This window comes from Candidatus Krumholzibacteriia bacterium (assembly GCA_029865265.1).
Lineage (GTDB): Bacteria > Krumholzibacteriota > Krumholzibacteriia > WVZY01 > JAKEHA01 > JAKEHA01.
The window spans coordinates 95,956-122,371 of the sequence record JAOUHG010000004.1 but is presented as its reverse complement, the minus strand read 5'-3'; the positions used below and the strand labels follow the sequence as shown (position 1 = coordinate 122,371).

The 26,416-nt window shown below is 67.2% G+C and carries 11 protein-coding genes; all 11 read right to left on the bottom strand.

The features are described 5' to 3' along the window. Positions 1-5: 5 nt before the first annotated feature. The gene (locus OEX18_03460) at positions 6-14,429 is read right to left on the bottom strand and encodes an Ig-like domain-containing protein (protein MDH4336317.1); all 14,424 of its coding nucleotides are present in this window, start codon (positions 14,427-14,429) and stop codon (positions 6-8) included. A 272-nt stretch (positions 14,430-14,701) separates the two neighbouring features. Then, positions 14,702-15,073, bottom strand: a complete 372-nt coding sequence (locus OEX18_03455) for an isoamylase early set domain-containing protein (GenBank protein MDH4336316.1) — start codon at positions 15,071-15,073, stop codon at positions 14,702-14,704. Then, positions 15,070-15,489 (bottom strand): hypothetical protein, encoded by a 420-nt coding sequence (locus OEX18_03450; GenBank protein MDH4336315.1) that lies wholly within the window; start codon positions 15,487-15,489, stop codon positions 15,070-15,072. The genes OEX18_03455 and OEX18_03450 overlap by 4 nt, the downstream gene beginning before the upstream one ends. 10 nt (positions 15,490-15,499) lie before the next feature. Then, positions 15,500-17,485 (bottom strand): glycogen-binding domain-containing protein, encoded by a 1,986-nt coding sequence (locus tag OEX18_03445; protein MDH4336314.1) that lies wholly within the window; start codon positions 17,483-17,485, stop codon positions 15,500-15,502. Further along, entirely contained in the window at positions 17,485-18,960 is a 1,476-nt protein-coding gene (locus OEX18_03440) for a hypothetical protein (protein ID MDH4336313.1), read from the bottom strand. Before OEX18_03440 ends, OEX18_03445 begins: the two co-directional genes overlap by 1 nt. Next, positions 18,947-19,828, bottom strand: a complete 882-nt coding sequence (locus tag OEX18_03435) for a hypothetical protein (GenBank protein ID MDH4336312.1) — start codon at positions 19,826-19,828, stop codon at positions 18,947-18,949. The genes OEX18_03440 and OEX18_03435 overlap by 14 nt, the downstream gene beginning before the upstream one ends. 2 nt (positions 19,829-19,830) lie before the next feature. Continuing rightward, on the bottom strand, positions 19,831-20,934 hold the full coding sequence (locus tag OEX18_03430; GenBank protein MDH4336311.1) for a hypothetical protein: 1,104 nt from the start codon (positions 20,932-20,934) through the stop codon (positions 19,831-19,833). After that, entirely contained in the window at positions 20,931-21,416 is a 486-nt protein-coding gene (locus OEX18_03425; protein MDH4336310.1) for a DUF4388 domain-containing protein, read from the bottom strand. The genes OEX18_03430 and OEX18_03425 overlap by 4 nt, the downstream gene beginning before the upstream one ends. Further along, positions 21,400-22,185, bottom strand: coding sequence for a CDP-alcohol phosphatidyltransferase family protein (locus OEX18_03420; GenBank protein MDH4336309.1), 786 nt, complete (start codon positions 22,183-22,185; stop codon positions 21,400-21,402). The genes OEX18_03425 and OEX18_03420 overlap by 17 nt, the downstream gene beginning before the upstream one ends. Further along, positions 22,186-24,897 carry a pyruvate, phosphate dikinase gene (gene ppdK / locus OEX18_03415; GenBank protein ID MDH4336308.1) on the bottom strand — a complete coding sequence of 904 codons (2,712 nt, stop codon included), beginning with the start codon at positions 24,895-24,897 and terminating at the stop codon, positions 22,186-22,188. Then, a complete protein-coding gene (locus tag OEX18_03410) occupies positions 24,839-26,335 on the bottom strand; it encodes an aldehyde dehydrogenase family protein (GenBank protein ID MDH4336307.1) in 1,497 nt (498 codons plus the stop codon). Before OEX18_03410 ends, ppdK begins: the two co-directional genes overlap by 59 nt. Between the last annotated feature and the right edge of the window lie 81 nt (positions 26,336-26,416).

Genomic DNA, 26,416 nt, shown 5'->3' with positions numbered 1-26,416 from the left:
TTTCATCACTTGGCCACCGCGATTCTGAACTTCGCCGACCTGGATCCGGCGTTGAGCACGCACACGTAGACACCGTTGCGCACGACTTCCCCGCTGCCGTTGCGGCCGTCCCACTCGGCCTCCTGCGCGCCGGCTTGTCCGCCCGGATCGCTGCGAGAGATGCTCTCCTCCCACACCAGCTCGCCGGTCATCGAGTAGACCTTGATGGTCACGTCGCTGGGCTGGTCGAGTAGGTAGGTGATCCTGGTCGACTGTGTCCCGGCCCGGAACGGGTTGGGATAGTTGTGCACGTACTCCTCGAAGCTCGAGGAGAGCACGATCAAGGGATCCGACGTAATCTGCCCGTCGAGCGCATTGCCGTTGCCATCGGTGATGCTGAGGTTCTGGCCCGAGCCGGTGTCGCGCACGGTGACGCCGCCGTTGCGGATGCCCACGCTGAACTCGGTTACCTTCGGCGACGCATCGAGGTCGACGCCGACCACGGCGGTGACGAAACTGTCCGGCAATATGATGCGGTCGATGCCGCCGCCGGTGAGATCCACCATGACGGGGTTCGCGGACGGATCGACGACCTCGTAGGTTTGCGCGCCAAGGTCGACGGTGAGACGTTTGAGGGTCTGCGCGAGGGTGCTGTTGCCCAGAGGCTGGCCGTTCTTGTCCAACACGGTAACGGCGATGTTGTCGATGGCCGCGTCGGGCGCGTTGGCGTCGGAGGCGTTGTACGCCATGCGCAGGCCGAGCAGGCTGATGCCGGCGGTTCCCCCGGGCACGGGCCCGTCGTTGAGGCCAAGGCCGCTTGAGACCTCGGTGACGGCCACGGTGGCGCCTTCGGTGAGAATGGCGATGGATGCCGTGCGCGCGGTCACCTGCGCGGTCTGGCCGCTGTTCTCGTCCACCGGGATGGTCTCGATGCGGAACTGGATCTGACCGGGCGTCGGCGTGCGTATCGCTGGCGAGCGCAAGGTCCACTGCACGGGCACACCGACGGTGAAGTTTTCGATGGCGCTTCCCGCGTCGAGGGTGTAGCCGGCGGGCGGCGTGATGCTGATGGTCGCGAGTCCGCTGACGCCGGCGGTACCCGCAAGGCTGTCCACCGTCGCTTCGACCACGAATGGCGTCGACACCCCCACGCTTCCATCGGTGGCCTCGGGCGGGCCGGTGATGCCCGCGCTGACGGAGAGCGACGCAACCGGCACCACGGTCACCCGGAGGGTGTCAACCGCGGACACCGGATCGCCCGAGTTTGCGTCCGTGCCAACGAAGGTGACATAGATATCCGCGCCGCCGGGTACTGCCGGCGCGGTGACGGTGTACTTGGGGTTGATGGAAACCGCGGCGCCGGTTCCGTTGCCCATGGCGCGGTCCGGGCTGCCCGACACGGAGAAGCCCGGTGGGTACGCAATCGTCGCCACGATATTCTCCGTGTCCAGCGTCGCAACCACCGACGCGTCCACGGTGAATGTTTGCCCGGCGCTGATGGTGCCATCGATTGCCCCGGTGGGGCCGATGATGCTCACCGTCGGCGACGTCATGCCGCCGCCGCTGCCGACGGTCACCAGGAGAACAGAGCTCGGGACGGACGCGGACGCCACCTGCCCCGTATTCACATCGATCGGCCGCGTCGTGATCGCGCACAGGAACGTGTCGGCCGGCTGTTCCGCACCGGGTGCCGTGATGCTCCACACCACCGGCTGGTTGGCGACAAACGGGCGTGTCGTGTTGTCGGTCGTCGTGAACCCGGTCGGGAGCGTCAACTCGACTTCGGCGGCGCCGCCGACCAGCGCCTGGCCGGTGTTGTTGACCCGCGCCGTCACCTGGAACTGCTGGCCGGGGCTCACGGTACCGCCAACGGCCGTCGGCGGCGACGTGATGGCCAGGGTCGTCACCAGGTTCGCCGGCCGCTGCGCCACCACCACCTGTGTCGCATCGATGGGCGGCTGGGGCGTCACCGGCTGGCCGGAGTTGCGCGATACCACACCCGCTGCGATGGTGGCGGTGAAGGTCTCGAGCGGCGTCGACACACTCGGCGAGGTGACATTAAACACGAACGTCTTCAGCGAATCGGCGTCGATCTGCTGACGGATGGAACTCGCCGCCTGGATATCCGACATATTCAACGCCAGGTCGGTGCTCAGGTTGACCAGCACGCTGTCCACCGCCTCGCCCAGATTCTGCACGGTCACGTGAATCTCGTATGCAAAGTTCGTGTTGACCGTGTCGCGGTTGGCGGTCGCGTGGTTGACGGTCCCCACGGTCGCGGTCGAGAGGATCGACAGCCCGGCCGCGGGCTGCACCGTCACCTGCGCGGTACCGCTCGCGGCCGGTTTGTTGGCGGGCTGGTTGCGGTCCGTCCCCGCCACCGGAGCGGTGATGTCGACCAGGCCAACCTGCGCGCCGGTCGACACGACCTCATAGACGAGCGAGTCCCTCGCGCCGCCGGCGAGGCGCCAGGCCGGGTTGCCGGAGGCGAATGCCGTCGGCGGGACCACCGAGTAGTCGTTCTGAATCGCGCCACGGCGGAAAACCAGGTCGTCATTGGTGGGCGCCGTGAGATCGAGGTCCGCGCCGCCGCCGTTCTCCACGGTGACGATCACATTCCACGGGTTCGACTGGCCCTGCGTAACCGAGGCCTGCGACGTGCTCACAAGGACGACGGTGAGCTGCGCCGGTGTCTGCACATTGACCGCCTCGGTGGTATCACCATCGATCACGACGGGTGCCGCTTCGCCCGAGTTGTCATCCAGCGCCGAAACGATCCGTGCGGTCAGGAGATCCAGGCCGGCAGTATCCGCCGTGGCCGGTATCGGCACCAGCACCGTCTGGCCGGCCCCGCCCACCAGTGGGATGGGCGCCACACCGGTGATGGTGCTCCAGCCGTTGCCCGACTCCACTTCGAGCTGCACGTCGCGCGCTGCCGCACCGCCGCTGTTTTCCACGTTCACCGCCACACTGTAGCCCTGCCCGACATTCACGTTGGGCGCGTTGGGTGCGAGGAGGTTGGTGGTAAGGATGTGCAACGACGGCGGCGTCTCGACAACCACGGGCTGGTAGCCCCCGGAAAGGAGCGTGTCCGCCTGCTGCGTGTTCACCTCTATGTATGGAATCTCCACGCCGACCGCCGGCGTACCTGCGGGGCCGGTGACTTCCACCGTGAACACCAGGCTGTCCACCGAACCACCCGCAAGCGTAGAGCCGCCTGAGAGGAGTGCGGTCGGCGGGGTCACGCCCCAGCCCGCGGTGGGAGGATCGGCGCCATCGAAGGTAATGGCCAGCCCCGGGAAGTCCAGGTCCACGGCGGAACTACCGGAGTTGGCAAGGATCACGCGGATGCCCCAGACCGCCGACTGCCCGGCGGTCACCCGGGGCTGGGTGGCGCGAATGGCGGTGATCGCCGCCGCCGCGGCGCTCTGCACGTTGACATTCCCGCGGCCGCCGTCGAACGTGTCGTCGAGGACTTCGGTGACGCCGCCCACCAGCCCGCGCACGCGTCCGTTGATGGTCACCGGCCCGGTGAGACTGCCGGTCTGGTCGATGGTGAACAGCAGGACGTCCGTGAGGCCGGCGCCAAGCACCACGCCGCCGGCGTTCTGGAGTCCCGGCGGGGGGATAACCAGATAGCCACCATCCACCTGCGCGCCCGGTGCAACAAATGTGAGGTACGTGGCCGCCGGCGCGAGATCGAGCGTTATCGGCTGCGTGCCGCTGTTGCGGAGCGTCATGGTGACGGTCCAGTCCGCCTGCTGCCCGGCCGTCACCGTTGTCCGCGAGGCCTCGATCTGGTCGATGGAAAGCGTTGGTGCCGCCTGCACGCTGAGCGTATCCAGCAGTGAGGGTGCAAACGTGACCGGAACCCCGTTGGCGCTGTAAGCCAGGTTGGCGTTGAAGTCGTACTTGCCCAGCGGGATGGACGAGACCACGGTCTTGTCTTCGAAGACGAGGGTGGTGTCTTCCCCGCCGGGTATGGCCACCGGGCTGTTCAGGTCGAGGAACGCGCTGTAGGCCCCCGCGGCGAAATGGACGCGCGTGTTGCCGCGGTCGAACGTAACCGTGGCGGCGTCCGCATCCGGGTTGGAAACACGCACATTGAAGCGGGCGTTGGCCCCGCTTGTCACCGTGAACGGGTCGAACCCGGCCAGTTGCAGGACCGGTGCCTTCTGCACCAGGATGCTCGCCGAGTTACTGGCGGCGTTGAGCGGGTCGCCGCTGTTGGTGTCGGAACCGTTCACATCGATGGTGATGATCTTGGCGCCGTAGCTGGTGAACGCGCCGTTCGCCGTGGCCTGGAAGACAAGCCTGCCCGTTTGTCCCGGCGCGAGCGAGCTGCCACCGCCCTGCAGGGTGACCACGGGCGCAAAGGAAACTGCCCCGTCCTGCACGCTGGCCGAGACACCGCCGGGCAGGTTGAGCTGTGCGATCGCGCCGCCGGTATTCCGAACATCCACGTCGATCGTCCACGGCACGCCGGTGTTTTCGGTGATGCTCGCCCGCGACCCCGCAACATTAATGATGCTGAGCGCGGCCGCACCCTGCAGCGTGATGCTCCCGGTGCCGCCGGACGTGGTGTCAGCGAACTTCGGTGCGGCCGTGTTCGTCTCCTCGCCGGCAACGACACCACTGATCGTGACCACCCCGGCCGGCCCGCCGGTGGTATCAACCGTGAATGTCACCGTATCGACCTCTCCACCGGAGAGCGTCACGCCGCCACCGGCGAGATTCCCATCCAGTGTCGTGAGCCACCCGGAGTTGCTGAAGCCGAGGTCCGTGTTCGGCTTGGTCAAATCGAGATCGATCGCCGCGCCACCCGTATTCTCCACCGCCATGCGGATCCGGTAGGTCGACGTCTGCCCCACTGTCGCCGTGGTCCTGGCGGGCGTGATGCTGCGGATTGCCAGCTCACCCCGCGCCTGCAGTTCGAAGCTGCCCGTACCGCCGGCGTCGGTGTTACCCATGACCACTGTCGAGTTCTCGTGCCCGGTGACCAGCCCGGAGATGATCACGATTCCCTCGGTGAGGCCCGCCTGCTGAACGGTGAACCGCAGCGTGTCGGTGAGGCTCGGGCCGAGCAGCGTGCCTCCCGCGGATTCGAGCTTGGTGGGCTGGGCGATGGTGTACTCGTCGGAGACATCCAGCCCTCCCTGCAGGAGATTCATGACCAGGTAGGTGGAGTCCGCGGCCAGATCGATGTCCACCGGGAGCCCGCCCAGGTTGCGCACCACCATGTCGACGGTCCACGTGGGGGATGTCTGGCCGGCGGTTACGGTGGCACGGCTCGCAATCAGGCTCACGATGCCCAGTTCGGGCGCCTCCTGAACCTCGATGTCGCCGTCGGTGATCTCGACCGTGTTGGAACCGGAGCGTCCGTTCTCCGTCCAATTCAAGATCAGCTCGGCGTCGTCCTGCGACACCGACTGGATGCCGCCCGGCACCACCGTGCTGTTGAACAGCAGCGTCTTCTGCTCGAGCGCCGCCAGCGTCACCGGCCCTCCCGCCAGCCCCGCGTCGAAGGCGCCACCCGCAAACTGCAGACGGGTGGTGACAGGGTCGAGCGTGAGTGTGGCGCCGTTCGCAACCGGATTACGAACGGTGACAGCGAATGGCACCGAAACACCCTTGGCGACCGGCGACGGCGTGAGCGATATGTACGCGACGTCCGGCGCGGCCTGCACGATGACCGACGCCGCATCACTATCAAACTTGTCGACAGTCGAGTTGAGTTCGGTCCCGGTGACGAGCACCTGCATGTTCTGCGGCCCGAGCGTTCCATAGACACCCGCCACCGGCACGCCGATCACAAACTGATCGGTCTCGCCCCCCGAAAGCAGCGTTCCGCCACCCGCCAGCACCGGGGGAACCGACGGAACCGGCGGGGTTGTGGCGTCGCCGAAGCTCACCAGAACCGCGGCGCCGAGATCGAGATTGACGTCCGCCCCGCCCGTGTTCTGTACCGTCACCGAGAGCGTCCAGGGAACGCTGGCGCCGCTGGTAATGGTCGCCCGTGACGACACGACGCTGACCACGATGTTCCCCGCCGTCTGCACCACAATCGAGCCCGCACCGGACGACGCGTTGCTGAACGTGCGGGCGCTGTTGCTCTCGGTGCCACCCACGGTGGCATCAATGCCGACCATACCGGTCACGCTGCCGCTGGTGGTCACGTCGAAGATGAGCGTGTCGACCTCGCCGCCCTGCAGCAGGTTGCTGCCGCTGCCGAGCGTCGCGCGGGGTGTCCTCACCCAGCCACCCGGCGGGGTGAACTGCAGGGTTGCCGCGGCGGCGTTGACATTCACGTCGCTCTGGCCGCCATTGCGGATCAGCGCGCGAATGGTGAAATCCCGGTCCATTCCCGCGGTCACCGTGGGCAACGAGGGCGTGACCGCTAGGATGTTGATCGTGGCCGGTGTCTGCACGCTGAGCGCGCCCTTGCCGCCGTTGCTGGTGTTGGTGGTGATCGGCTGGCTGGTGGCGGTGTCCTCCACGTTCAGCAGCCCCTCGATGGTCAGCGGGCCGGCCGACATGGGGCCGGCGACGTCGGTCACCTGGAACAGCAGTGTGTCCACCGACGCGGGCGCCAGGTTGCCACCACCCTGGAAGGCGGAGGGGGGCGCGATACCGAACTGCGCGGTGCGCTCAACCGCACCGCTGAACATGCGGATCGAAGCCGACGTGAATGAGACCGTCGCACCACCACTGTTCTGCACCACCATGCGCACCTGGATGCGCCGCGCCTGATCGGTGGTGATGGTGGTCTGCGAGGGCAGGATGGCCGCAATCAGGATGTCGGGTGCCGCCTGGACATTCACGCTGCTGGGAGACGCGAACGACGCACCGTAGTCGAGCCCGTTCTCGGTGCCGTCCACGTCGATCTGCGGGAAGTAATTCCCCGGAGGCGTGCTGCCCGCGCTGACCGGAGTGCCGATGAAGCGCAACGTCGTGTTTCCCAGCGGCCCGATTGAGGTCGGTCCGGTCGGGTCGAGGCTGGCGTTGAATCCCGTGAAGGACAGCGTCGTCGTCGCCGGGAACAGGTCCACCGTCGCCCCGCCCGTGTTGTTGACCGCAACCTGGAAAGTGGCCGTGGCACCCTGTGTCGTGAGCACCGGCGACAACGTTCCCGCAACGGCACTGAGCACCGCCGGTGTCACGATGTTCAACTGGTCGCCGGAGCCCGCTGTCGAGACCAACTGGGTGAAGGGGGCGCCATTGTCCGTGCCCTGCGCGTCGAGAACCACGTCGACGGGCCCGGCGGCGAATCCGCCGGGTATCGCCGTGTCGACGAAAGTCAGCACCTGGGTCGCGCCCCCGGGGATGGCGTAAGCCTGCACGGGCGCTGCTGAGAAATTGAGCGAGCCATCGGTGAAGGTAAGCCGGGTAAGGGCGGGGCTCAACGAGACAACGCCGCTGCCCGTGTTTTGAATCGCCATCTGGAACCCGTAGGACTTGCCGCGCGACGCCGCCGGCGGCGTGAGCGACCCCGGCGCATACACGAGGCTGGCCTGCGCAACGATCTGCCAGGATCCCAACGGATGCGGATCCGCCGAATCGTCGGTGACGGGTTGTCCGCCCACCGTGGCCTCGGCAAACGCGTCGATCTGATCGGTGCCGAGGCCCGAGGCGGTTTCAATGGTGACCGGAATGACAACCGTCGCGGTATTCCCCGCCGCGATCTGGACGGGAAGCGCCGGGGAAGGCGTTCCCGGCGTGTACACGCCCACACCGGGCGAGAACGACAGGGTCAGGTTGTTGAGACTTGCCGGCGTGGCGCCGTTGTTGCGTACGCTCACGCTCACGTTGCGGGTTTGGCCGCGGCTCACCGGGGAAGGCGCGCTGATAAGCGTGATCTCGATGCTTGTAACCTGCACGGCATTGAGCGGCAGCGGGCTCGAGACGTTGAACGCCGAACCGTACTGGTCGTTTCCGATCAGCGTGACGACCGGGGTGTAGGCGCCCGACGCAAACGCCGCGTCCAGCGTGGTATTGTTGAACACCAGCGTCGCGGTATCGGCGGCGGCGACCGTCTTCGGCGCCGCCAGGAACGCAGTGAAGGTGTGAACGCCGTCGGCAAACGCAAACCGGGTGGCCGTCGTGAGGTTGGCGGCCGTGCTCGAGGTGTTGGCGACGACGACGCGGAAGCGCAGATTGTCCCCGGGCTTCACGATGGACGGCACCGGCCCCTGACTGGTGTTGAACGCCACCGGTTGCGCAAACTGGATGACCTTCTGCCCGAACGCGGTTCCGGCCACGCTGGTCATTGAAACCGTCACCGGACCGGGCGTGGTCGACGAGCGCAGGTCGAAGGAGACGCGTCCGTTGGCGCCGATGATCTTGGGCTGTGTGCCCAGAATCACGCCACCGCTCGTCGTCACGGTAACCCCGCCGCCGGCCGGCACCTGGTTGAGGAACGCATCCCTTATGACGCTGCTGGTGAGTGTCGTTACTGAGCTCCCGTTGGCGGTGATGACGTCCGCGGTCGCCGTGGCGGTTATGACGCCCGCGGGCGCGGCCGGCGACACGACCACGGAAGCACCCTGGCCGGACACCGCGGGCTGCAGCACCGAACTCGCTTTAATGGCGTACGTTTGCACGAGGCTGGCCGTCACCGTGGTCGATGCCGTGCCGCCACTCAGCGTAAGCGGGTTTGCCGCGAAAATCAGCCCGGCGCCGGGATTCCCCGCCAGATCGACCTGCGTCCCGTTGTCGGCCACCGGGTTGTCGTTCGCATCGAGGGCCTGAACACTCACCGAAACCGCGGTTCCCGCCGTGGCGCTGGTTGCGCCCATCGTCACCTGGTACTTCGCGATTCCACCTGCCACGGTGTTGACGTCGTACGTCACGCGTTCGAGCCCCGACGGGCTCCCATCGAGAATGGTGGCCGACACGCGGTTCAAACCGGCCGTGTTGGCCGGTCCCAGTAGAGCCGTCGCCCGCCCATTGGCCGCCGTCGTGGTAATGCCGTCGGTGGTGTCGCCCACCGCGTCACGCAGATAGGCACTTGGATCGGGCGCCTGAACTATCAGATGGGTGACGCTGACACCCGCGCCGACGGCGTTGTTCCACTCATCGCGCACCTCGGACACAAGAGGCTGCTGCAATCCGACCGGCAGTCCATTCACCGGATCGGCCGTGACTTTGACGATACGGTACGGCGGGCCAGGCGACACCGTGAAGGGGTTGCTGGTTCCCGAATCGAGGCCCGTTTCAGCCGTCACGGTGAACGTCTCCGCCACATCGTCGCGGACCGTGGTGGTAAACGCGCCGTTCACCAGGGTTCCCCCCGCGGAACCCAGTACGGCGCTCCCGGTGGCTGTCAGGCCCACAACGGTGGTATTGTCCTGGATGCGGTAGTTGTTGTACTGGTCGCGCGCGCGGGCGATCACACTGGTGGTTTCGTTGGCGACGAGATTGATCTTGAGCGGATCGACCGGTACCACTTCGTAGTTGTCGAGCGCCCCCGCCTTGGTGCTCACGGTGAAGTCCGTCGTCTCCACGCCGATGGGATTCCCGTCCAGAATCGACGCGCGGGCCACGTTGATGCCAACGACATTCCCGGTATTGAAGCCCTTGACCACCGTGCCGTTGATATCGCTTTGAGCCGTAGTGCCACCGGCGAAGTCACCACCACCCGACACGGCGGTGAACGACACGGTCTGGTTCTGCACGGGATTGTTATAACTGTCGACCACTCTGCCTGTCAGGGTTCGAGTGGTGCCCGCCACGATGTCGATGCCGTCGCCCGAGACATTGACCACCTGGTAGGCAATCGCCGCACCGATCTGCACCGTCCCGCTGAAGCCCTCCTTGCTGCCCGCGTCGCGCACGCGCACGCGGATTCCCTGCGCACGTGTGTAGAACTCGTTGACGACCACCGAGCCGCCCGTCAGGGTTGCCTGTCCCACCGACAGCGAGGAGCTGGCGAGACTGGTGCTGTCCGACGCGAGCACCGCGGCGAGGTTCACCAGGTTGCTGGCGCCCGTCACCTTGTTGTCGTACACGTCCCGCGCTTCGACAAGAACGTTCCAGGTGGCACCCGCCACGGCGTTGGACGGCGCCGTGACCACGTAGTGGTCCACCACGCCGGCGTCGTTGACGGTAATGCCCTTGGTATCGCTCGCGAGGCCACCCGGACCGTCATCCACGGTGATGTTCCAGGAGCCGGTCTTCGTCCCCTGCACATAGATCGTGCGCGTGCCACCCACCAGATTGAACTGGGTGAGACCCCCGGCGAAATCAGACAGGCTGAAGTCGAGGTTGCTCCCGGTCTGCGGCGTCAGCGTGATCAGACTGGTGTTCGAGGTGTCCAGGTTCTGACCGGCATCAAGTGCCTCCACCTTGAACGACGACGTCTGCCCGGCCGCCACCGTCGTGGGACCGAGGAAGGTGATGCGCAGCGTCGTAGCCGAATTGGGACTCGTGTCCACGGTGAACGGCACGAGGTGGTCGGGCGGCAGCCCGTCCAGAATGCGCGCATTGACCTGGTTCGTGCCGGAAACAGCCGAGGTGTTCAACGTGGCCTGCGCGAGACCGGCGGCATTTGTGGTGGTGATGCCGTCGTTGGGATCGCCCACCGCGTCGGTGATGGTGGCGCCCCCCGGCGAGCTGGCCACGGCGAACGTCACCGGCTGACCCGGCACCGGGTTGGTATACGCGTCGCGCACGCGCACCTGCAGCACCTGCTGCGAGCCGGCGGCAACACCGCTCGCGTTACCACTCACATAAACGACTGCAAAAGCCGGGGCATGCCCCACGGTAACCGGCGCGCTTGTCCCAGTTGGCACTCCGCCACCGAAGAGCTCCGCCGTCACCGTGTACTGCTCCGCGATGTTGTCCGTTACCGTCGTCGAGAAGACCCCGGCCGCCAGCGTGCCCGTGGCCACGCCGAACTGGACGGTTCCACTTCCCGACGAGAGTTGAATCTGGGTGGTGTTGTCGTCCGAGACAACGTTGTCCTCGGCATCAAACGCGGTCACGGTGAGATTGACAGCCTCGCCCGCAATCGGATTGAACTTGGCGGGCACCACCGTGAAGTACGCAACCCCGCCCGGCACGGTCTCCACCAGATAGTCGACGCGCTCCAGGCTGGCCGGGTTCTCATCGAGAATCGTCGCCTTGACCAGGTTGTTGCCCGGCGTGCTCCCCGTCGTAAGTGTGGTCTGGGCGGTGCCGGCCGCACCAGTGCTGGGTGCTCCCGGCAACACGCTGCCCCCACCACCGATCACCACGAAGGTCACCGACTGGCCGGCCACCGGGTTGTCGAACGCGTCCAGCACCTGCGCTTCGAGCAACTGCGGGGCACTAACAGCGACGCCTGTATTGTCGCCCGAGATCTTCGCGATGCGGTAGGCCGGCGCAGCCGCCACATTGACAACGCCGCTGATTCCCTCTTTGCCGGAAGCGCTCGCACGCACCCGCATCAACTCAGCCCTGGTGTAAGTCTCCGCCTGGGTGGCGAGGCCACCGGACAGCGTGGTCTGGGCGACTAGCAGCGTTGAGAGCGCAGGGTTGGTGGTAACATCGTCGATGGCTACGAGGTTCACGACGTTGTTGGCACCGACCACGAGGTTGTCGTAGACGTCCCGCGCCTGCACGGATACGTCGAAGGTGACACCCGCCACCACCGACGGCACCGTGGTCACGACGTAGTGGTCGATGGCACCCGTGTCGGTAATCGACACCTGTTTGGTATCGGGTCCCAGGCCGCTGCCATCGACGGTGATGTTCCAATCCCCCGCCATCGTCGCCCGCGCATAAATGGTGCGCGCGCCGCTCTGCAGATTGAACTGCGTGGTCTCAAATGTGAGGTCGTCGAGGCTGAAGGCGAGCGTACTGCCAACCTGGGGCGTCAGATTGACCTGCGACGTGTTGGTGACATCGACGTTCTGGTTTCCATCGATTGCCTCCACCAGAAACTCGATGGAGGTGCCCGCGGCGGCCGTCGACGCCCCCTGGAACGTGATGCGTAGGTTGGTGGCACCGCTGGCGGACGATGTGTACACCACATCGGCGACACTCCCCTGGCCGATAACAGATGTCGATGCATCGACAGTATTGGGAAGGCCCGCGGTTGACGGCGCGCGGAAGCGAACCGTCGTGACGCCTGCCGCGTCGGTGTTGCCCCAGCGTGCCGTCGGACTGAGCTGGGTCGTCGTGTGCCCTGGATCCGCCTCGAGCGTGCCCCCGTTGGCGGCGGTGATCGCGATGTCGACGCGCGTGTTGGGCTTTGGATTGCCGAACGCGTCGGTAAGCGTTGCCGTGACAACCTGGAATGCCCCCACCGTGACGCTCTGGCTGGGGGGAGAAAGGCTGAGCGTGTTCTCGGCTCCGGCCGTGCCCGTGGCGTTGAAGGTGAAACCTGGTACGCTGCCCGACGAAATGAGCGCACGCAGGCGGTTGTTCCCGGCGTTGATCCCCATTCGCCAGACATCGCAGTCAACATAGCCACCTGCATCCGTCGTCCCCGTCGAATCCACCCCGCCGCCCGCCGTCACATCGACGCTCCCGACGCCGGTAACGGTTGTGATCACGCGGAACGTCACCGTCGCTCCCGCCACCGGGTTGTTGTAGAAGTCGGTCACCAGGACCCGCGGGGGGGTTCCTACCGACGTGTTCACCGTGGCGCTCTGGTTGTTACCCGCATCGAACACCACCTTGTCCGCTGTGGCCGCGCCAACGAGGATCGACGCGGACGTGCCGGTGGGAACGCCATCCGTCGCGGTCAACTGGATCGACTCCGCGCGCGTATCGGTAACGCTGAGTTGCAGGGTCCCGTTGTCACCCGGAGCGAAGGTGTACGTTGCGGTGTTGTTCCCGGCGGGTACGGTTGAGTTGATGCCCAGCGACGCCCAGGCAACGGTTCCCGAACCCGCACTGGACGCCGTCAGTGTCACCGTTCCGGTGTAACCGGTGACCGTGTTCCCGAGCGCGTCCTTCGCCGTGAGCCGCACCGTTTCCGCAACCCCCGCCACCGCATTTCCGTCCACTTCGGTCCACTGGAAGCTCGCCAGCGGCCCCGAGTTGAAATTGACGACGGCGTTGTCAATCAGCGGTGTCACACCAATCACCGCCGTGATCGTGCGCGGCCCCGGCACCGTGCTGGTGAGCGTTCCCGTCACCTGGCCCAGCCCGTTGGTGACGCCGCCCGGCTGCGTCAGCACCGCGTTGGCGGTGGGCAGGAGGGCCAGCGTCACGACCTGACCGGAAACCGGGTTCCCCTGCGCATCGCGTGCAGTCACCGTGATCGTACTCGTCGCCACCCCGTTGGCAACCACCGGCGTGGTGGCGTCCACCGTGCTGGTGACCCCGCTCACACCTCCGGCGACGAAGTCGATTGGTGCGGTCGCCGCGATGAGTTGTGCGTTGATGAAGGCCGACACCGTGACCGTCTCGGCCGTTTCGTCCGTCACCACACCCGACGTTTTGCCGTTACCATCGGTCGTGGGGCCCGGGTCGGTCGGATCCGCGTTGCCGTCGACGCCCAGCGTCACCGTATCCCCCTGTCGCGGGTTGCCGAAGGCGTCGCGCGAGGTCACCTCCACCGAACTCTGCGATATCCCGTCGGCAACCACCGGTGTGGTCGCCGAGATCAGCGAGTTGCCCGTGCTCAGCGGCCCCGCCACCACGGAGACATCGGCCGAGCCGCCCAGCTGCGGCGATCCGGTCAGGGTCAGCGCCCCCAGCTGGTGCGGGGTGCCGGTGGTGGCAAGCGTCGCGCGATAGTGAACCTCGACCGAGCTCTGCGCCGCGGGAATCACCACGCTGCCGATCGGCGTTGCGTCATCGGTGAGATAGAACTGCCCGTGGGTCGGGAAGAAGTTGACGGTGCGACTGGAGGGAAGCGGCGATCGATTGCCGAAGGTGTCGAAGACGAAGAGCCGGTAGTGTGCGAAGTCACCCGCCGTCACCGTGGTGTCGTCGGGCGCAACGGTCAAATAGGCCGGCGCGGCAGGGTTCACCTGCACGGTGGGCGAAGTCGCAATCAGCGCCGTCGCCGTGCCCGCCGGGTCCGACGCGATTTCGAATGTATAGGTACTGTCGTTGGTGGCGGCCTGTGCGAGGCCGGTTGGACCCACACCGTAGGTGATCGTGATCGTGTTGGCCGCCGTCAGCGTGTCGACCGTTACCGTTATGAGGGAGCCGCCGAGGGCCAAACTCGGGTTCCCGGTTGGCTCGTTGGTGGAGACGGACACGTAGCCGGGACTGACGGGGGACCCATTCTGCGGGGCCGTCCATCCGGCCGGGATCGTGAGCCGCACCGTGCCGTCCTTGAAGGGCTCAGTCGCGGTATAGGTGATCGTCCACGTCCCGCTCGAACCCGCGGCAATCGTGGTGGGAGATATAATCGCCGTGCCGCTGCCCGGTGCGGCCGCGGGCACGCCCGCCCACGCCAGTGACAGCGTGGCCGCAAGCGTGATGACGCGCGGGAGGCGGGGGAGGTTCATTGCGTCAAAATTCCTGTTCACGGACGGGAGCATCTGCAAATACCGGGGTGGGGGCGGAACGTTCCTAAGGGCAAACGTGCAACTCCCATGCCCCGCGCGTGCAGGCCCGGCACCTGGGCAACCATGGCGGGCAAACTCACACCGCGGCGGCCCCTTGGAGCTGTGGGTTGATTAACTACTATGCTACCAGCACCCGCCGCCGCGCGCAATACCCCACGAGGAATCAGCGGAAACCCCACACCCCGACGCGGAATCCGGGGGAATTACCCCGATCAGGGGGTCAGCTCGGGGATGACCAGCACCGAGTTCCAGCCGTCGAAGCCGTCCGCCTCCGTCTCCGGGTTGGTGGGGTCGGCAATCCAGGAGCGGCCATCGACCACGAACTTGTAGGCGTAGCGGCCCGGCCCCAGGGGGTAGAAAAGGGTCCATTCCCCGTCACCGTTCTCGTCGGTCATGGGGTCGGTGGAGGGGGCCCAGTCGTTGAAGTCCCCAACGAGGTAAACCTTTTTGGCATCAGAGTTTCGGTAGCGGAACAGCGCCCCGCCGCCCACCAGTTCCGGCCCGCCGGTACGCGGCGGCGGCTTGGGACCGGCGCAACCAGCCAACACCAGGACGAACATCGCAAACACCACCCCGGATTTCATCGGATCTCCATTTCGGCGCCTCGCGCCACCAGAACAACCTCAGAGGCCCGCCCCGCCGGTCCGGCCTCCACCTGTACGGGGTTGCCCGGGTCGAGCGCCCAGGTGGCCTCGTCCACCCAGAACAGGTACTGGTGCCGGCCCTCCGGCAGCGGCACCGTGATCTCCCACATCCCGTCGCCATCGTCGTCGGCCATCAGGCCGATGTTGGCCTCCCCCACCGACCCGTCCCCACGGGCCCAGTTGTTCTCGGGCCAGCTGCCGGCCAGCTGCACGCGGTGCGCCGTGGGCGCGAAGTACACGAAGCGCACCCCGTCGCCTTCCGACACCGGCCCGGCGATGCGCGAGCGCGGCGCGAGCGACGCGCAGCCCGCGGCGACGAGCGCCGCCACCACCAGCCAGCCCGGGCGCACGGTCATACCGCGTTTCTTACGGCAGATGGACAATGATTTCAACCTTGATCGCACGCGTATCCTCCATGAAGCGCTCGCTGGCGCGCACGCCGGATGTGATTTCGGAAGCGCGGCTGCGCGCAAAGCCGCCGTTCAGCGCGTCGCGCAACTGCCGCTCGCGCGCGGTGTTCGCGTAGTCGTTGATCACCGGGTCGAAGGCCGACGGGTCGAACCCGAAGCCGATGCTGGCGTCGAGGCGGTGCGTCCGGTAGCCGGCCTCGATGTACACCGCACCGTACCAGCGGTCGCCCTGGTACCACGCGGCGCGTCCGTCGGCCTGCGCGCGCCAGGGTCCGGCGATGCGCCACTCCACCTCGGCGTGCGCGGTGGCCTGCGCGAGCGCCCCCACCAGATCCGACGCCACCGCGGTGGCGTCGACGCCGCCGCCCAGGGTTCCGCCTTCCAGCGTTGCGCCGCCCCGGTACACGCTGTAGTTGTCCAGGCTCAGGGCCGCGAGCCGTTCGCCGCTGAAGTCATCCCACAACGAAAGCCACACGTTCTGTTCGGGCCAGTCGATGTGCATCGCATCGGGCGTGTCACCGTAGTCCGCGCGGGTGACCTGCGCCGAACCGGTGAGCGACCAGCCCCTCCACGCGCCATGTCCGGCGAGCGTTGTGCGATGCACGTCGGCGCGCGCATCCCCCACCACACCGTCGAACTCGAAGCGCGTGTAATCCCATCGCAGCGAGCCGCCGGCACCATCGCCCCGCGCCGCGAGCGTCGCCACCACGCGGTCGGTCTCACCCAGCGGAAACGCGGTGTCCACCGGCTGCCCCGCGCCCGGGAACACGGGTGACGGCACCGCACTCGAATCGGCGGCGACCGCAAACGCGCGCGCCTTCATGCCGCCCCACCCGTAGGCGCCGGTCAATCGCAGCTTCTTGCCAACATCATACGCCAGCCACAGGGACGACGCGTTGCGGTCCTCGCGCGTCGCGTAGTTGTCCGTTTCGAAACCGGCACCATCGCGCTCAACCTCCACCACCCGGCCCGGGTTGACGCCCCGTTCTGAACGGTAGCTGTAGCCCGCGGCACCGCCGGCGAACGACAGGGTCGCCTCGAGCGCCGCGGCATCGGACCCGTCGAAGGTGGGCACGTAGGCGTAGACACTCGTATCTGCGGCGGTGCCGGCCACGAAGTCACCGAACACGGGTTGCGCCTCCCGGCCGTCGGGGGTGCGATGCGTCTCGTCGGCGTAGAATCCGCGCAGGGCGCCCTTGGAGGCAGTGGCCACCGCCGACGCGCCGTGGCGGCGGAAGCCAGCGTTATAGCCGAACACGCCGGCGTCACCCAGAATGTGCATGGGATCCGACGACGCCCAGGTGGAGTCGTTTTCAAAGCCGCGGATGCAAAGTTTGCCGGCGTCGACTTCCACGAAGCCACGGTCGAAATACACGTCGGCGTTGGCGGGCGACCACGACCACGACGAGTCGCGCGACGCCACCACACCGCGCGCGTGCAACCGGCTCAGCGTCGCCGCGACAAACCCGTCCACGCGCTGTGCGTTGTCCGAGTCACCGTCCTCGCGCGTGAAGCGTCCGATGTAGCGCACGCCGAACTCCGCGCGCGCCGGCGGCGCGGCGTCGTCGGGCAGCTCCGTGCTCAGGATCAGCCCGCCACTGCGCTCCACCAGCGACAGCGGCGACCCCTTGTCGGGCGATCGGCCGGGGTTGTCCGGATCGGTGATGGTCTCGCCGTCCACCACGAACTTGTAGCGGTAGTTTCCCGCCACCAGGAACAGACCGACCTCGAAGCGGTCACCGTCGCGGTCCATCGGTTCCACCGTGGGGTTCCACTGGTTGAAGTCGCCCACCAGATACACATCCTTCGCCCCCGGCGCCTGGAGCGTGAAGATCACCTCGTCCTGGTCGACGCGCACCGCGGCGTCGGGTGCTGCGGGCAACGCGGCAAGTGCCAGCGCCACCAGCGCGGTCAGGCGGTACGCACACGCGCGGCCGCGCATCAGAAATCCCCCCGCACGGTGACGGTGACCACGTCGCGGGTGTCGGCGGCGGGGATGGCGTCGCGGTCATCCAGCATGTCGGGCGCGTCTCCCACACTTCCCCACCCGTACGCCACCGTCACCCAGGTGCGGCCGGTGGGGCGGAACTCCAGCCGCGCGTAGATGGCGCTGGCGCGCTCGCTCTCGTCCGCAACGATCCAGCGCGCGTACAGGGCGCTGGTCGCACTCCAGTTGAGGCGCGCCTCCACGCCCGCGCGCGGCGCGATGTCTTCGCCGATGCCGGCCAGCATGGCCTGCACCCCGCCCATGAAGCGCTGCAGTTCGCGGCGATAGCCGCCCTGCACCAGCCCGGCATTGGATTCCTCGCGGCCCTGGAACTCGCGCCGCTGCACGCCCGCGCGCAGCAGCAACTGCGAGTTGTCGCGCAGGAACGCGCGCGCGCTGGCTTCCAGCGAACGCACGCGCGCCTCTTCAATTTCGAAACGCGTTTCGTCCTTCCAGAACAGCCGCCCCTCCACCGCATAGAGCCGGTGCGTGGCGTAGAGGCCGGCACTGTTGGATTCGCTGCCCGGCCGCGTGGTGGAGAGTTCATTGACGTAGGCCACACCGGTGGCCTGGTACTGGTAGATGGCGTCCAGGCGGATGTCGTCGATGGCCAGGCGGCGCACACGCGCCTCGAGGGAGGTCGCCGAGTTCTCCGGCGCCGCGGCCACATAGCCGTTTCCGTCCGCATCGAACGATCCCGACGGATAGAAGAACCCGCTGCCCGGTCCGGATTGCGCAAACGAGACGATGCCGGTCAGCCGTCGGTAGTACGCCGCCGCCTCCGCCTGAACCACCGCCCGATCCTCGCCCTGTTCGGGATTGGTGTGCTGGTAGGCAACGCCCACGTGCGCAAACGTGGATGACATGCGCAGCGCGCCACGCTGCAGCACCTGCGTTTCAAGCCCGCTGTCCAGTGAAGACGCCAGGTAGTCCGCGCCCAGGGAACCGCGCGTGGCGTTCACGCGGATACCGAAGCGATGCTCGAACGCCTGCACCACGTCGTCCTGCATGAGCACCGTGCCCAGTTCCCCGGTGAAGTAGCGCCGCTCGTCGTCGAACAGGCGCGCCGACAGAACGCCGCCGCCGAGCGCGTGCCGGTACAGGTAGTCGCCCTGCTCGAGGGTGAAGGCAACGCGGCCCTGCGCGTCGTCCGCATCGTCCCAGTTGGCGGCACCCTTGAGGTAGAGCACGCCCATCCCGCCATCGCCCGCGGTGAGGTCGGCCATGAAGCGCGACATGTCCAGCGGCGAGCGCGACTGCGCATCCCAGCTCCACGGCGCGGTGCCCTCGGCGGCCACCAGATTCAAATCGAGGCGCGCGCGCGCGGCAACCGGAACCAGCGGGCCGTCGCCCCCGGCGGCGGCCACGGGCGATGCCGCCGCGAGGACGGCCAGCGCCACCACGACGAGCGCTGCGTCACGGCGCGACACGCGACACCTCCCCGGAAGCGAGCGAGTAGCGCAGCGATACCACGTAGCTCGCACCGAGCGTCTCGTGCGAGCGCATGGCCGCGTCGAACACAACCCGCTTCCACGCCACGCCGAACCCGGCCGTGGCGCGGGAATCGTCGAGGCCGGCGCGCAGGGCGAGGTGGCGGCTCGCGTCGAGCTCGATGCCACCGCGTCCGCGCCAGATCCCATCGGCGCCCTCGTGTGTCTCCACCGTCACCGTGAGCCGCTGGTCCCAGTAGTAGGACAGACCCGCCGCCTGCGTACGGCGCAACGGTGTCGAGGTGCCACCCGCAACCAGGTCGAGCTGGGGCTGGTTGACGGATTGCAGCGAGTAGCCCATTCCGATGAATGCGAAGGGACGCAGCAGCACGGACGCGCCCAGACCGAACGCGGTGGCCGACTCGTCGATTCCGGCCCGGGCGGAAACGCGCGCCAGCTCAACGCTCAAACCGATGGAGAGCGATGCATCCTCCGCGGTGCGCTTGAGATCGCGGGCCACCGACAGCGTGAGCATGTCCTCGGAAAGCGCCCCGTCCAGGCCGCGATGAAACCACGCGGCACCCAGCGCCACCGGGCCCGCGGGCAGCGCGGCGGACGCGAACCCCTCGTCGAGGCCGTCGACCCCGTATGGATTCTGCCAGGTGAACATGAAGGACGGTACGGTGATACCGGTGAGTCCGGCCGCGTTGTCGATGACCGTGGAGGGATCGTCCGCGATGGCGACGAACGCACCGCCGAGCGAGGCGGTGCGCGCGGACAGGAGTGCGTTCTCAAAGTAGGCCTGAGCCGGGGCGGGCACCGCCGCGGCCATGAGCAACGCGGCCAGCAAGCGCGTCACGCGCCGCACGGCTATCTCACCACCGCAACGCCGCTGCGCTTGCGGGCCTGCTGGCGTGTCCCGTCCACGGTGAACTCCAGGTCGAAGGCTGCCAGGTAGATGCCGGCGTCGCACGCGCCGCCGCCGTCGTCGCGTCCGTCCCACGACGCTTTCATGTTTGCCACCGGCCCCGCCGCCGACAGCGGGAAGGTGCGGATGCGGCGGCCGTCCATGGCGAATATGATGCAGCTTCCGGACACGTCCTGCATGGGGCCAGCGGGACAGTATGCCGTGAACACGGCGCTCTCGCCACGGTCGGGCGCGAACGCGCCCGGGTCGACATAGATGTCGATGCCCGCGTCACCGCGCTCGGCAACCGGCGCGGTGCCCGGCTGCACGCTCGCCGCCGCGCGCGGGGCCACGCCGGCGTCGGCACCGCCGTCGCCGTCGGCATCGGGTGTCAGCGTGATCCAGCGGTCGAGGGAGGCGCGTGCGTAACGGTCCTGGGAGAGCGCGACGCGGGAGTCCGGCGCCGCATCCCCCGCCCCGCTTGCGGCGTCTCCGGTGATGACCACCACGACGCGCAGCGGGCGCGACACGTCCAGCAGCGTCCACGGGATCCACGCCTCGAACCCCGCGGCACCCGCCGACGACGACACGACGGCAGGGAGCGTGGCGCGGTCCACCAACCCGAACGCGTGGGTGGCGTCGGCGCGCGCCGCCAGCGGATCGGACGTGGGCGTCGCGAGCAGCAGAAGGTTGGGTGCGAAGGGAAGGTCGATGGCGCGGCGAAAATCCCCGGTGGCATCGAGCGACGCGATGCCCCCCGGTCCGCTGCCGATCATCACCATCACGCCCGTGGCCGCGGCGGTGAAATCGACCGCCAGGTAGAGACGCGCGTCGTCCCAGGTGATTGCCACGCGCGACACGTCGTTGTCATTGCCCCATCGCGAGTCGTCGTCGTGCTCGGGGAACGCACTGGTGGCATCGAGTATCCACTCGTCCGCGGCGTAATCGTCGAGGCGTCCGTCCAGGTGGATGCGGCCGGAAAGCGAGGCCGCCGTGGTGGCGAGGGCAGTGGCGGGGTGGAGGACGATCAGCGCGACGAGGCCGGGAGCCAGTCGTCGAAAGTTCACCGCCGCACTCCCTCTTCGTCGAGGCGTTTGAGTCCCTCGAGGATGAGGTGGTCGAGCGGAATGTCGATGAAGACGTCCTGCGACTTGGGCTTGCGCCCGCTGGTGAAACGGAAACGCCCGCCACGCCAGCGGACCACTTCGTATACCACCTCTTTGATCTGTTCCTCGATGGCGCGGGTGAGTGCGGTGGCGTCGATGGCGCCCATCTCCACCAGCACAGCACCGAGGCGGCGGCGCAACCCCTGCGCGTCGAGGCCCCGGTCCAGCGCCTCGCGCGTAATCAGCCCCTGCGCGAGCAGGTACTCGCCCAGCTTCATCTTGCGGTCGGCAATTTCTGCGTAGGTAACACTGCCCCGCTCGAAGTAGATGCGAGCGGTATTGCCGTGGCTCTCGAACGTGAGCTCCCCGCTGGATTGCTCCAGATTGATGAGCTGCAGGACCGAAATAGGCCCGAAAATGGCGAGATTACCGCGAAGATCCACCTTGAACTGTCCTTCCGCGTGTCGTTTTGCGGATGTGACGCCAGCCGATGTAGCCCTGGGACACGATAACAGAAGCAAATCCGAGGCCGAGAACGGCAAATACCGCCCGGGCCAGACCCGGTTGCAGTCCCCCCGCGCCCCAGATGATCAGGCCCGCACCGACACCCTGCACCACGCCGACGATCTTGCCGGCGACCGTTGCGCGGTAGGCAATGGGACCCGCCAGCGCGGTCAGGATGGCCGATCCGGCCAGCAGCATGGCGTAACGCGCCGCCAGCAAGAGGTATAGCCACAAGGGCACGAGATTGTCGACCACAAAGACACTGAACACGGCGAACGTCGATATCACGTCGGCCACGGGATCCGCGACGACGCCGAACACGCTGACTTCACGGCGTGCCCGCGCCACGATCCCGTCCACGATGTCGGTCGCGAGGAGCAGGGCGTAGAGGGCCAGGGCGGTTCCGTATGCCCCACCGGCCAGGAGCACCGCCACCGGGGCGGTCCAGACCAGGCGGGTGAGGGTGAGGGCATTGGCGAGGCCCGGGGACGCGAGGGAGGTGCCGTCGGGGCGTCGAAACAGGCGCGGGAACGCCAGGGCCAGGAGCGCCGTCGCCGTCCCGCCGGCCAGGGTCCAGCCGGCGACGGACAGCCCGGAAACGGGGGTCCAGCGCCCGGCGATGGCCGCGAGGGCCGTCGCGGAGGCGAGGGCGATCGCCATCGCGATCCCCGCCGCGGCGAGGGCGGGGCGGCGCGCCAGTGCCTCCAATCAGCCCGCCTGCATGGCGGCCTGGGCAGCCGCCAGGCGGGCCACCGGCACCCGGAACGGAGAACAACTCACGTAATCGAGCCCGATGTCGTGCATGAAACGCACCGAGGCCGGGTCGCCGCCGTGTTCGCCACATACCCCCACCTTGAGGCCGGGGCGGGCGGCACGGCCCTCCTCGGTGGCCAGGCGGACCAGCCGGCCCACACCGTGCATGTCGATGGTTTCGAACGGGTCGCGGGTCAGGACCCCCGCGGCGATGTACGCGGCCAGGAACTTGGGCGAATCGTCCCGGCTGAACCCGAACGTCATCTGGGTGAGGTCGTTGGTGCCAAAGCTGAAGAAGTCGGACACCGACGCGATCTCGCCCGCGGTGAGCGCCGCACGCGGCACCTCGATCATGGTGCCCACCAGGTAGGGCAGCTTCACGCCGTTGGCGGCGATGATTTTATCCGCCACCCGTACCACCATCTCCCGCAACAGCGCGAGTTCCGTGCGCAGACCGACCAGTGGAATCATGATCTCGGGGTGCACCACCACGCCGTCGCGCTGCACCGCGCATGCGGCCTCCACGATGGCGCGCACCTGCATCTCGTAGATCTCCGGGAAGGTGATCCCCAGACGGCAGCCGCGGTGCCCCAGCATGGGGTTGAATTCATGCAGGGAACGAATCTTCGTTGCCAGATGATCGGCGTCGACACCGATTCGCTTCGCCAGCGCCTCGATCTCGTGCCGCTCGCCGGGCACGAACTCGTGCAGCGGCGGATCCAGCAGGCGCACCGTGACCGGCAGTCCGTCCATGGCCCGGAACACACCCACGAAGTCCTCCCGCTGCATCGGCAACAGGTGCTCCAGGGCATCGCGCCGCTGGGCCTCCGACTCGGCGACGATCATGCGGCGCACCCAGTCGATCCGCGCTTCGTCAAAGAACATGTGTTCGGTCCGGCACAACCCGATCCCCTCCGCACCGAAGCGCCGCGCATGGCGGGCATCGTCCGGGGTGTCGGCGTTGGCGCGCACGCGCAGGCGGCGCACGGCGTCGGCCCACTCCATGAACTGGTCGAAGGTCTCGTCCAACTCGGCCTGGGTGGTGGGAATCTCGCCCAGGTACACGTTCCCGGTGCTCCCTTCCACGGTGATGGAATCGCCTTCCTTGACCGTACACCCGTTCACCGAGAACGTGCCGGCGGCGTGGTCGATGTCCAGACCGGTGCAACCGACCACACAACACTTGCCCATGCCGCGTGCCACCACCGCGGCGTGCGACGTCATCCCCCCGGTGCTGGTGAGGATGGCGCGCGCGACACGCATGCCATCGATGTCTTCCGGCGACGTCTCGGAGCGAACCAGGATGACTTGCTCGCCCGCCTCCGCCATCGTCACCGCGCGATCCACCGCGAACACCACGCGTCCCGACGCCGCACCCGGAGAGGCGGGCAACCCGTGCGCGATGGGGGCCGGCGCCGACGTCGCATCGATGGCCGGGTGCAGGAGCTGCTCGAGCTGGGCGGGTGCCACACGCGACACGGCGGTGCGACGGTCGATCAGCCCCTCGCCCACCATGTCCACCGCGATCTTCACCGCGGCGCGTCCGGTGCGCTTTCCGTTTCGCGTCTGCAACATCCACAGGCGGCCGGTCTCGATGGTGAATTCGATGTCCTGCATGTCCTTGTAGTGCTGCTCGAGCCGACGGTAGATCTCCACCAGCTCGGCGTACAGGGCGGGCATGCGGGCTTCCAGGCTCTCGGAGGCGCCGTCGATGGGCAGCGGGGTGCGGATGCCCGCCACCACGTCTTCGCCCTGTGCGTTCACCAGATACTCGCCAAAGAAGCGCCGCTCTCCGGTGGAGGGATCGCGGGTAAAGGCGACACCGGTGGCGCAGTCCTCCCCCATGTTGCCGAACACCATGGCCTGCACGTTCACCGCGGTGCCCCAGTGGTCGGGATAACCGCTCATCTTCCGATAGGAAATGGCGCGCGGGGAATCCCACGAGGAGAACACCGCCCCGATTGCTCCCCACAGTTGCTCGTCGGCATCTTGCGGAAAATCGCGGCCGGCACTGGCACGCACGATCTCCTTGAAGCGCACGATGAGCGACTGCAGCGTCTCGGGTGGCAGCATGGAGTCGTCGCCGACACCGTGGGCGTTGCGGCTCTCGGTCAGGACATGTTCGAACTGCGCGCCATCCACCCCCATGACGACGTCTCCGTACATCTGGATCAGACGGCGGTAGGAGTCGAGAGCAAAGCGGGGATTGCCGGCCTTGCGGGCCAGCGCGTGCACGGTGTCGTCGTTGAGACCGAGGTTGAGCACTGTGTCCATCATGCCGGGCATGGAGACACGTGCCCCGGAGCGTACCGACAACAGCAGCGGGTTCTCGCCACCGCCAAAGGTCTTGCCGGTTTCCTTCTCCACCCGGCGCAGATGCTGGTCTACTTCCGCTCTCAGCTCCGGGGGGTAGTTGCCCCCGTTTTCCATGAAGTAGGTGCACACCTCGGTGGTGATGGTGAACCCCGGGGGCACGGGAATGCCGAGGTTTGTCATCTCGGCGATATTCGCACCCTTGCCGCCCAGCAGCTCTTTGGCGTGCGAACCGCTCTCCGCCCCGCCGTCGCCAAAGTGATAGACGCGCTTGGCCTCTCCGGCGCGCGCCACGCTACTCCGCCGCTTCCGTGTCGATTTGTGCTCTCTGGAGCCGCCCACTGTAGTCGACATATACCGATTTCCATTCCGTGAAAATGTCCAGCACCGTGTGCGACGCCTCGCGGTGCCCGTTGCCCGTATCCTTGACGCCGCCGAACGGCAACTGCACTTCCGCACCGATGGTCGGGCCGTTGACATAGGTAATGCCGGCCTCGATATCCCGTATGGCGCGGAATGCGCTGTTGACATCCTGGGTGTAGATGGAAGACGACAGCCCGTAATCGGTGTCGTTGAGGGTTTCGATGGCGTCGTCCAGGTCGTTCGCCTCCAGCACCGACAGCACCGGACCGAAGATCTCCTCGCGTGCGATGCGCATGGAACGCGTCACGCCGTCGAAAATGGTAGGCGCGTAGAACCAGCCCTTCTCGCACTCGCCCCGGGTGTAGAACTCACCGCCGCACACCAGGCGGGCACGGTCCTCCTTCTTGCCGATCTCCACGTAGTGGTGCACGCTCTCGCGCTGCGACTTGCTCACCGTGGGCCCGATCTGAACCGATTCGTCGAGCCCGTTGCCGAGCTTCAGCGTCTTTACGCGCGCCTCGAGCATCTCCACGAAGCGTTTGTGGATGGACTTGTGAAGAATCAGCCGGCTGGTGGCGGTGCAGCGCTGTCCGGTGGTCCCGAATGCGCCCCACAGCACCCCTTCCAGGGCGAGCTCCAGGTTGGCGTCATCCATGACGATCTGCGCGTTCTTGCCTCCCAGTTCGAGCGAGACGCGCTTGAGCGAGCGCCCGCACACCTCACCCAGACGCCGCCCCACGTCCGACGAGCCGGTAAAGGAGATGACGCGGACATCCGGGTGTTCCACGATCCGGTTGCCGACACTGCGGCCGTCCCCGGTTACCAGATTGACCACACCGGGGGGAATGCCCGCTTCCTCGCATGCCTTGACCAGGTTCCACACCGACAGAGGCGTGTCACTGGCGGGCTTGATGACCGCCGTGTTCCCACACACCAGCGCCGGAAACAGCTTCCAGGTGGGGATGGCCATGGGGAAGTTCCACGGCGTGATGAGTCCGCACACACCGATCGGATGACGCTCCGACCAACCCGCCTTGTTGGGCAGCTCGCAGGGTACCGCGTCTCCAAACAGGCGCCGCCCCTCGCCACCGGAGAGATACGCGGTGTCGATGCCCTCCTGGACGTCGCCACGCGTCTCCGCCAGCACCTTGCCCATCTCCCGCGTCATGTCGCTCGCGTACTGCTCCTTGTGAGCGCTGAGAATCGCGCCCAGCTTGAACAGGTATTCGGCCCGCCGCGGCGCCGGGACCAGGCGCCAGGAACGGTAGGCCTTCTTTGCCGCCGCGACCGCCGCGTCGACATCCTCCGCCGAAGAGGCCTGGTACGTGCACACCACCTCGTCGTGGTCGGCGGGATTGCGGTTCTCCTCGGTTCGTCCGGTGCGCGAACGAACCCATTTACCATCGATGTAGTTCAACATTTCGTGCATGTCTTCTCGTGTCCTTTCGCCGGAAGCGGTGAAACGGATCGGGGATCGCGATTCGGATTTGCGGCGGAAACGGCCGGGGCG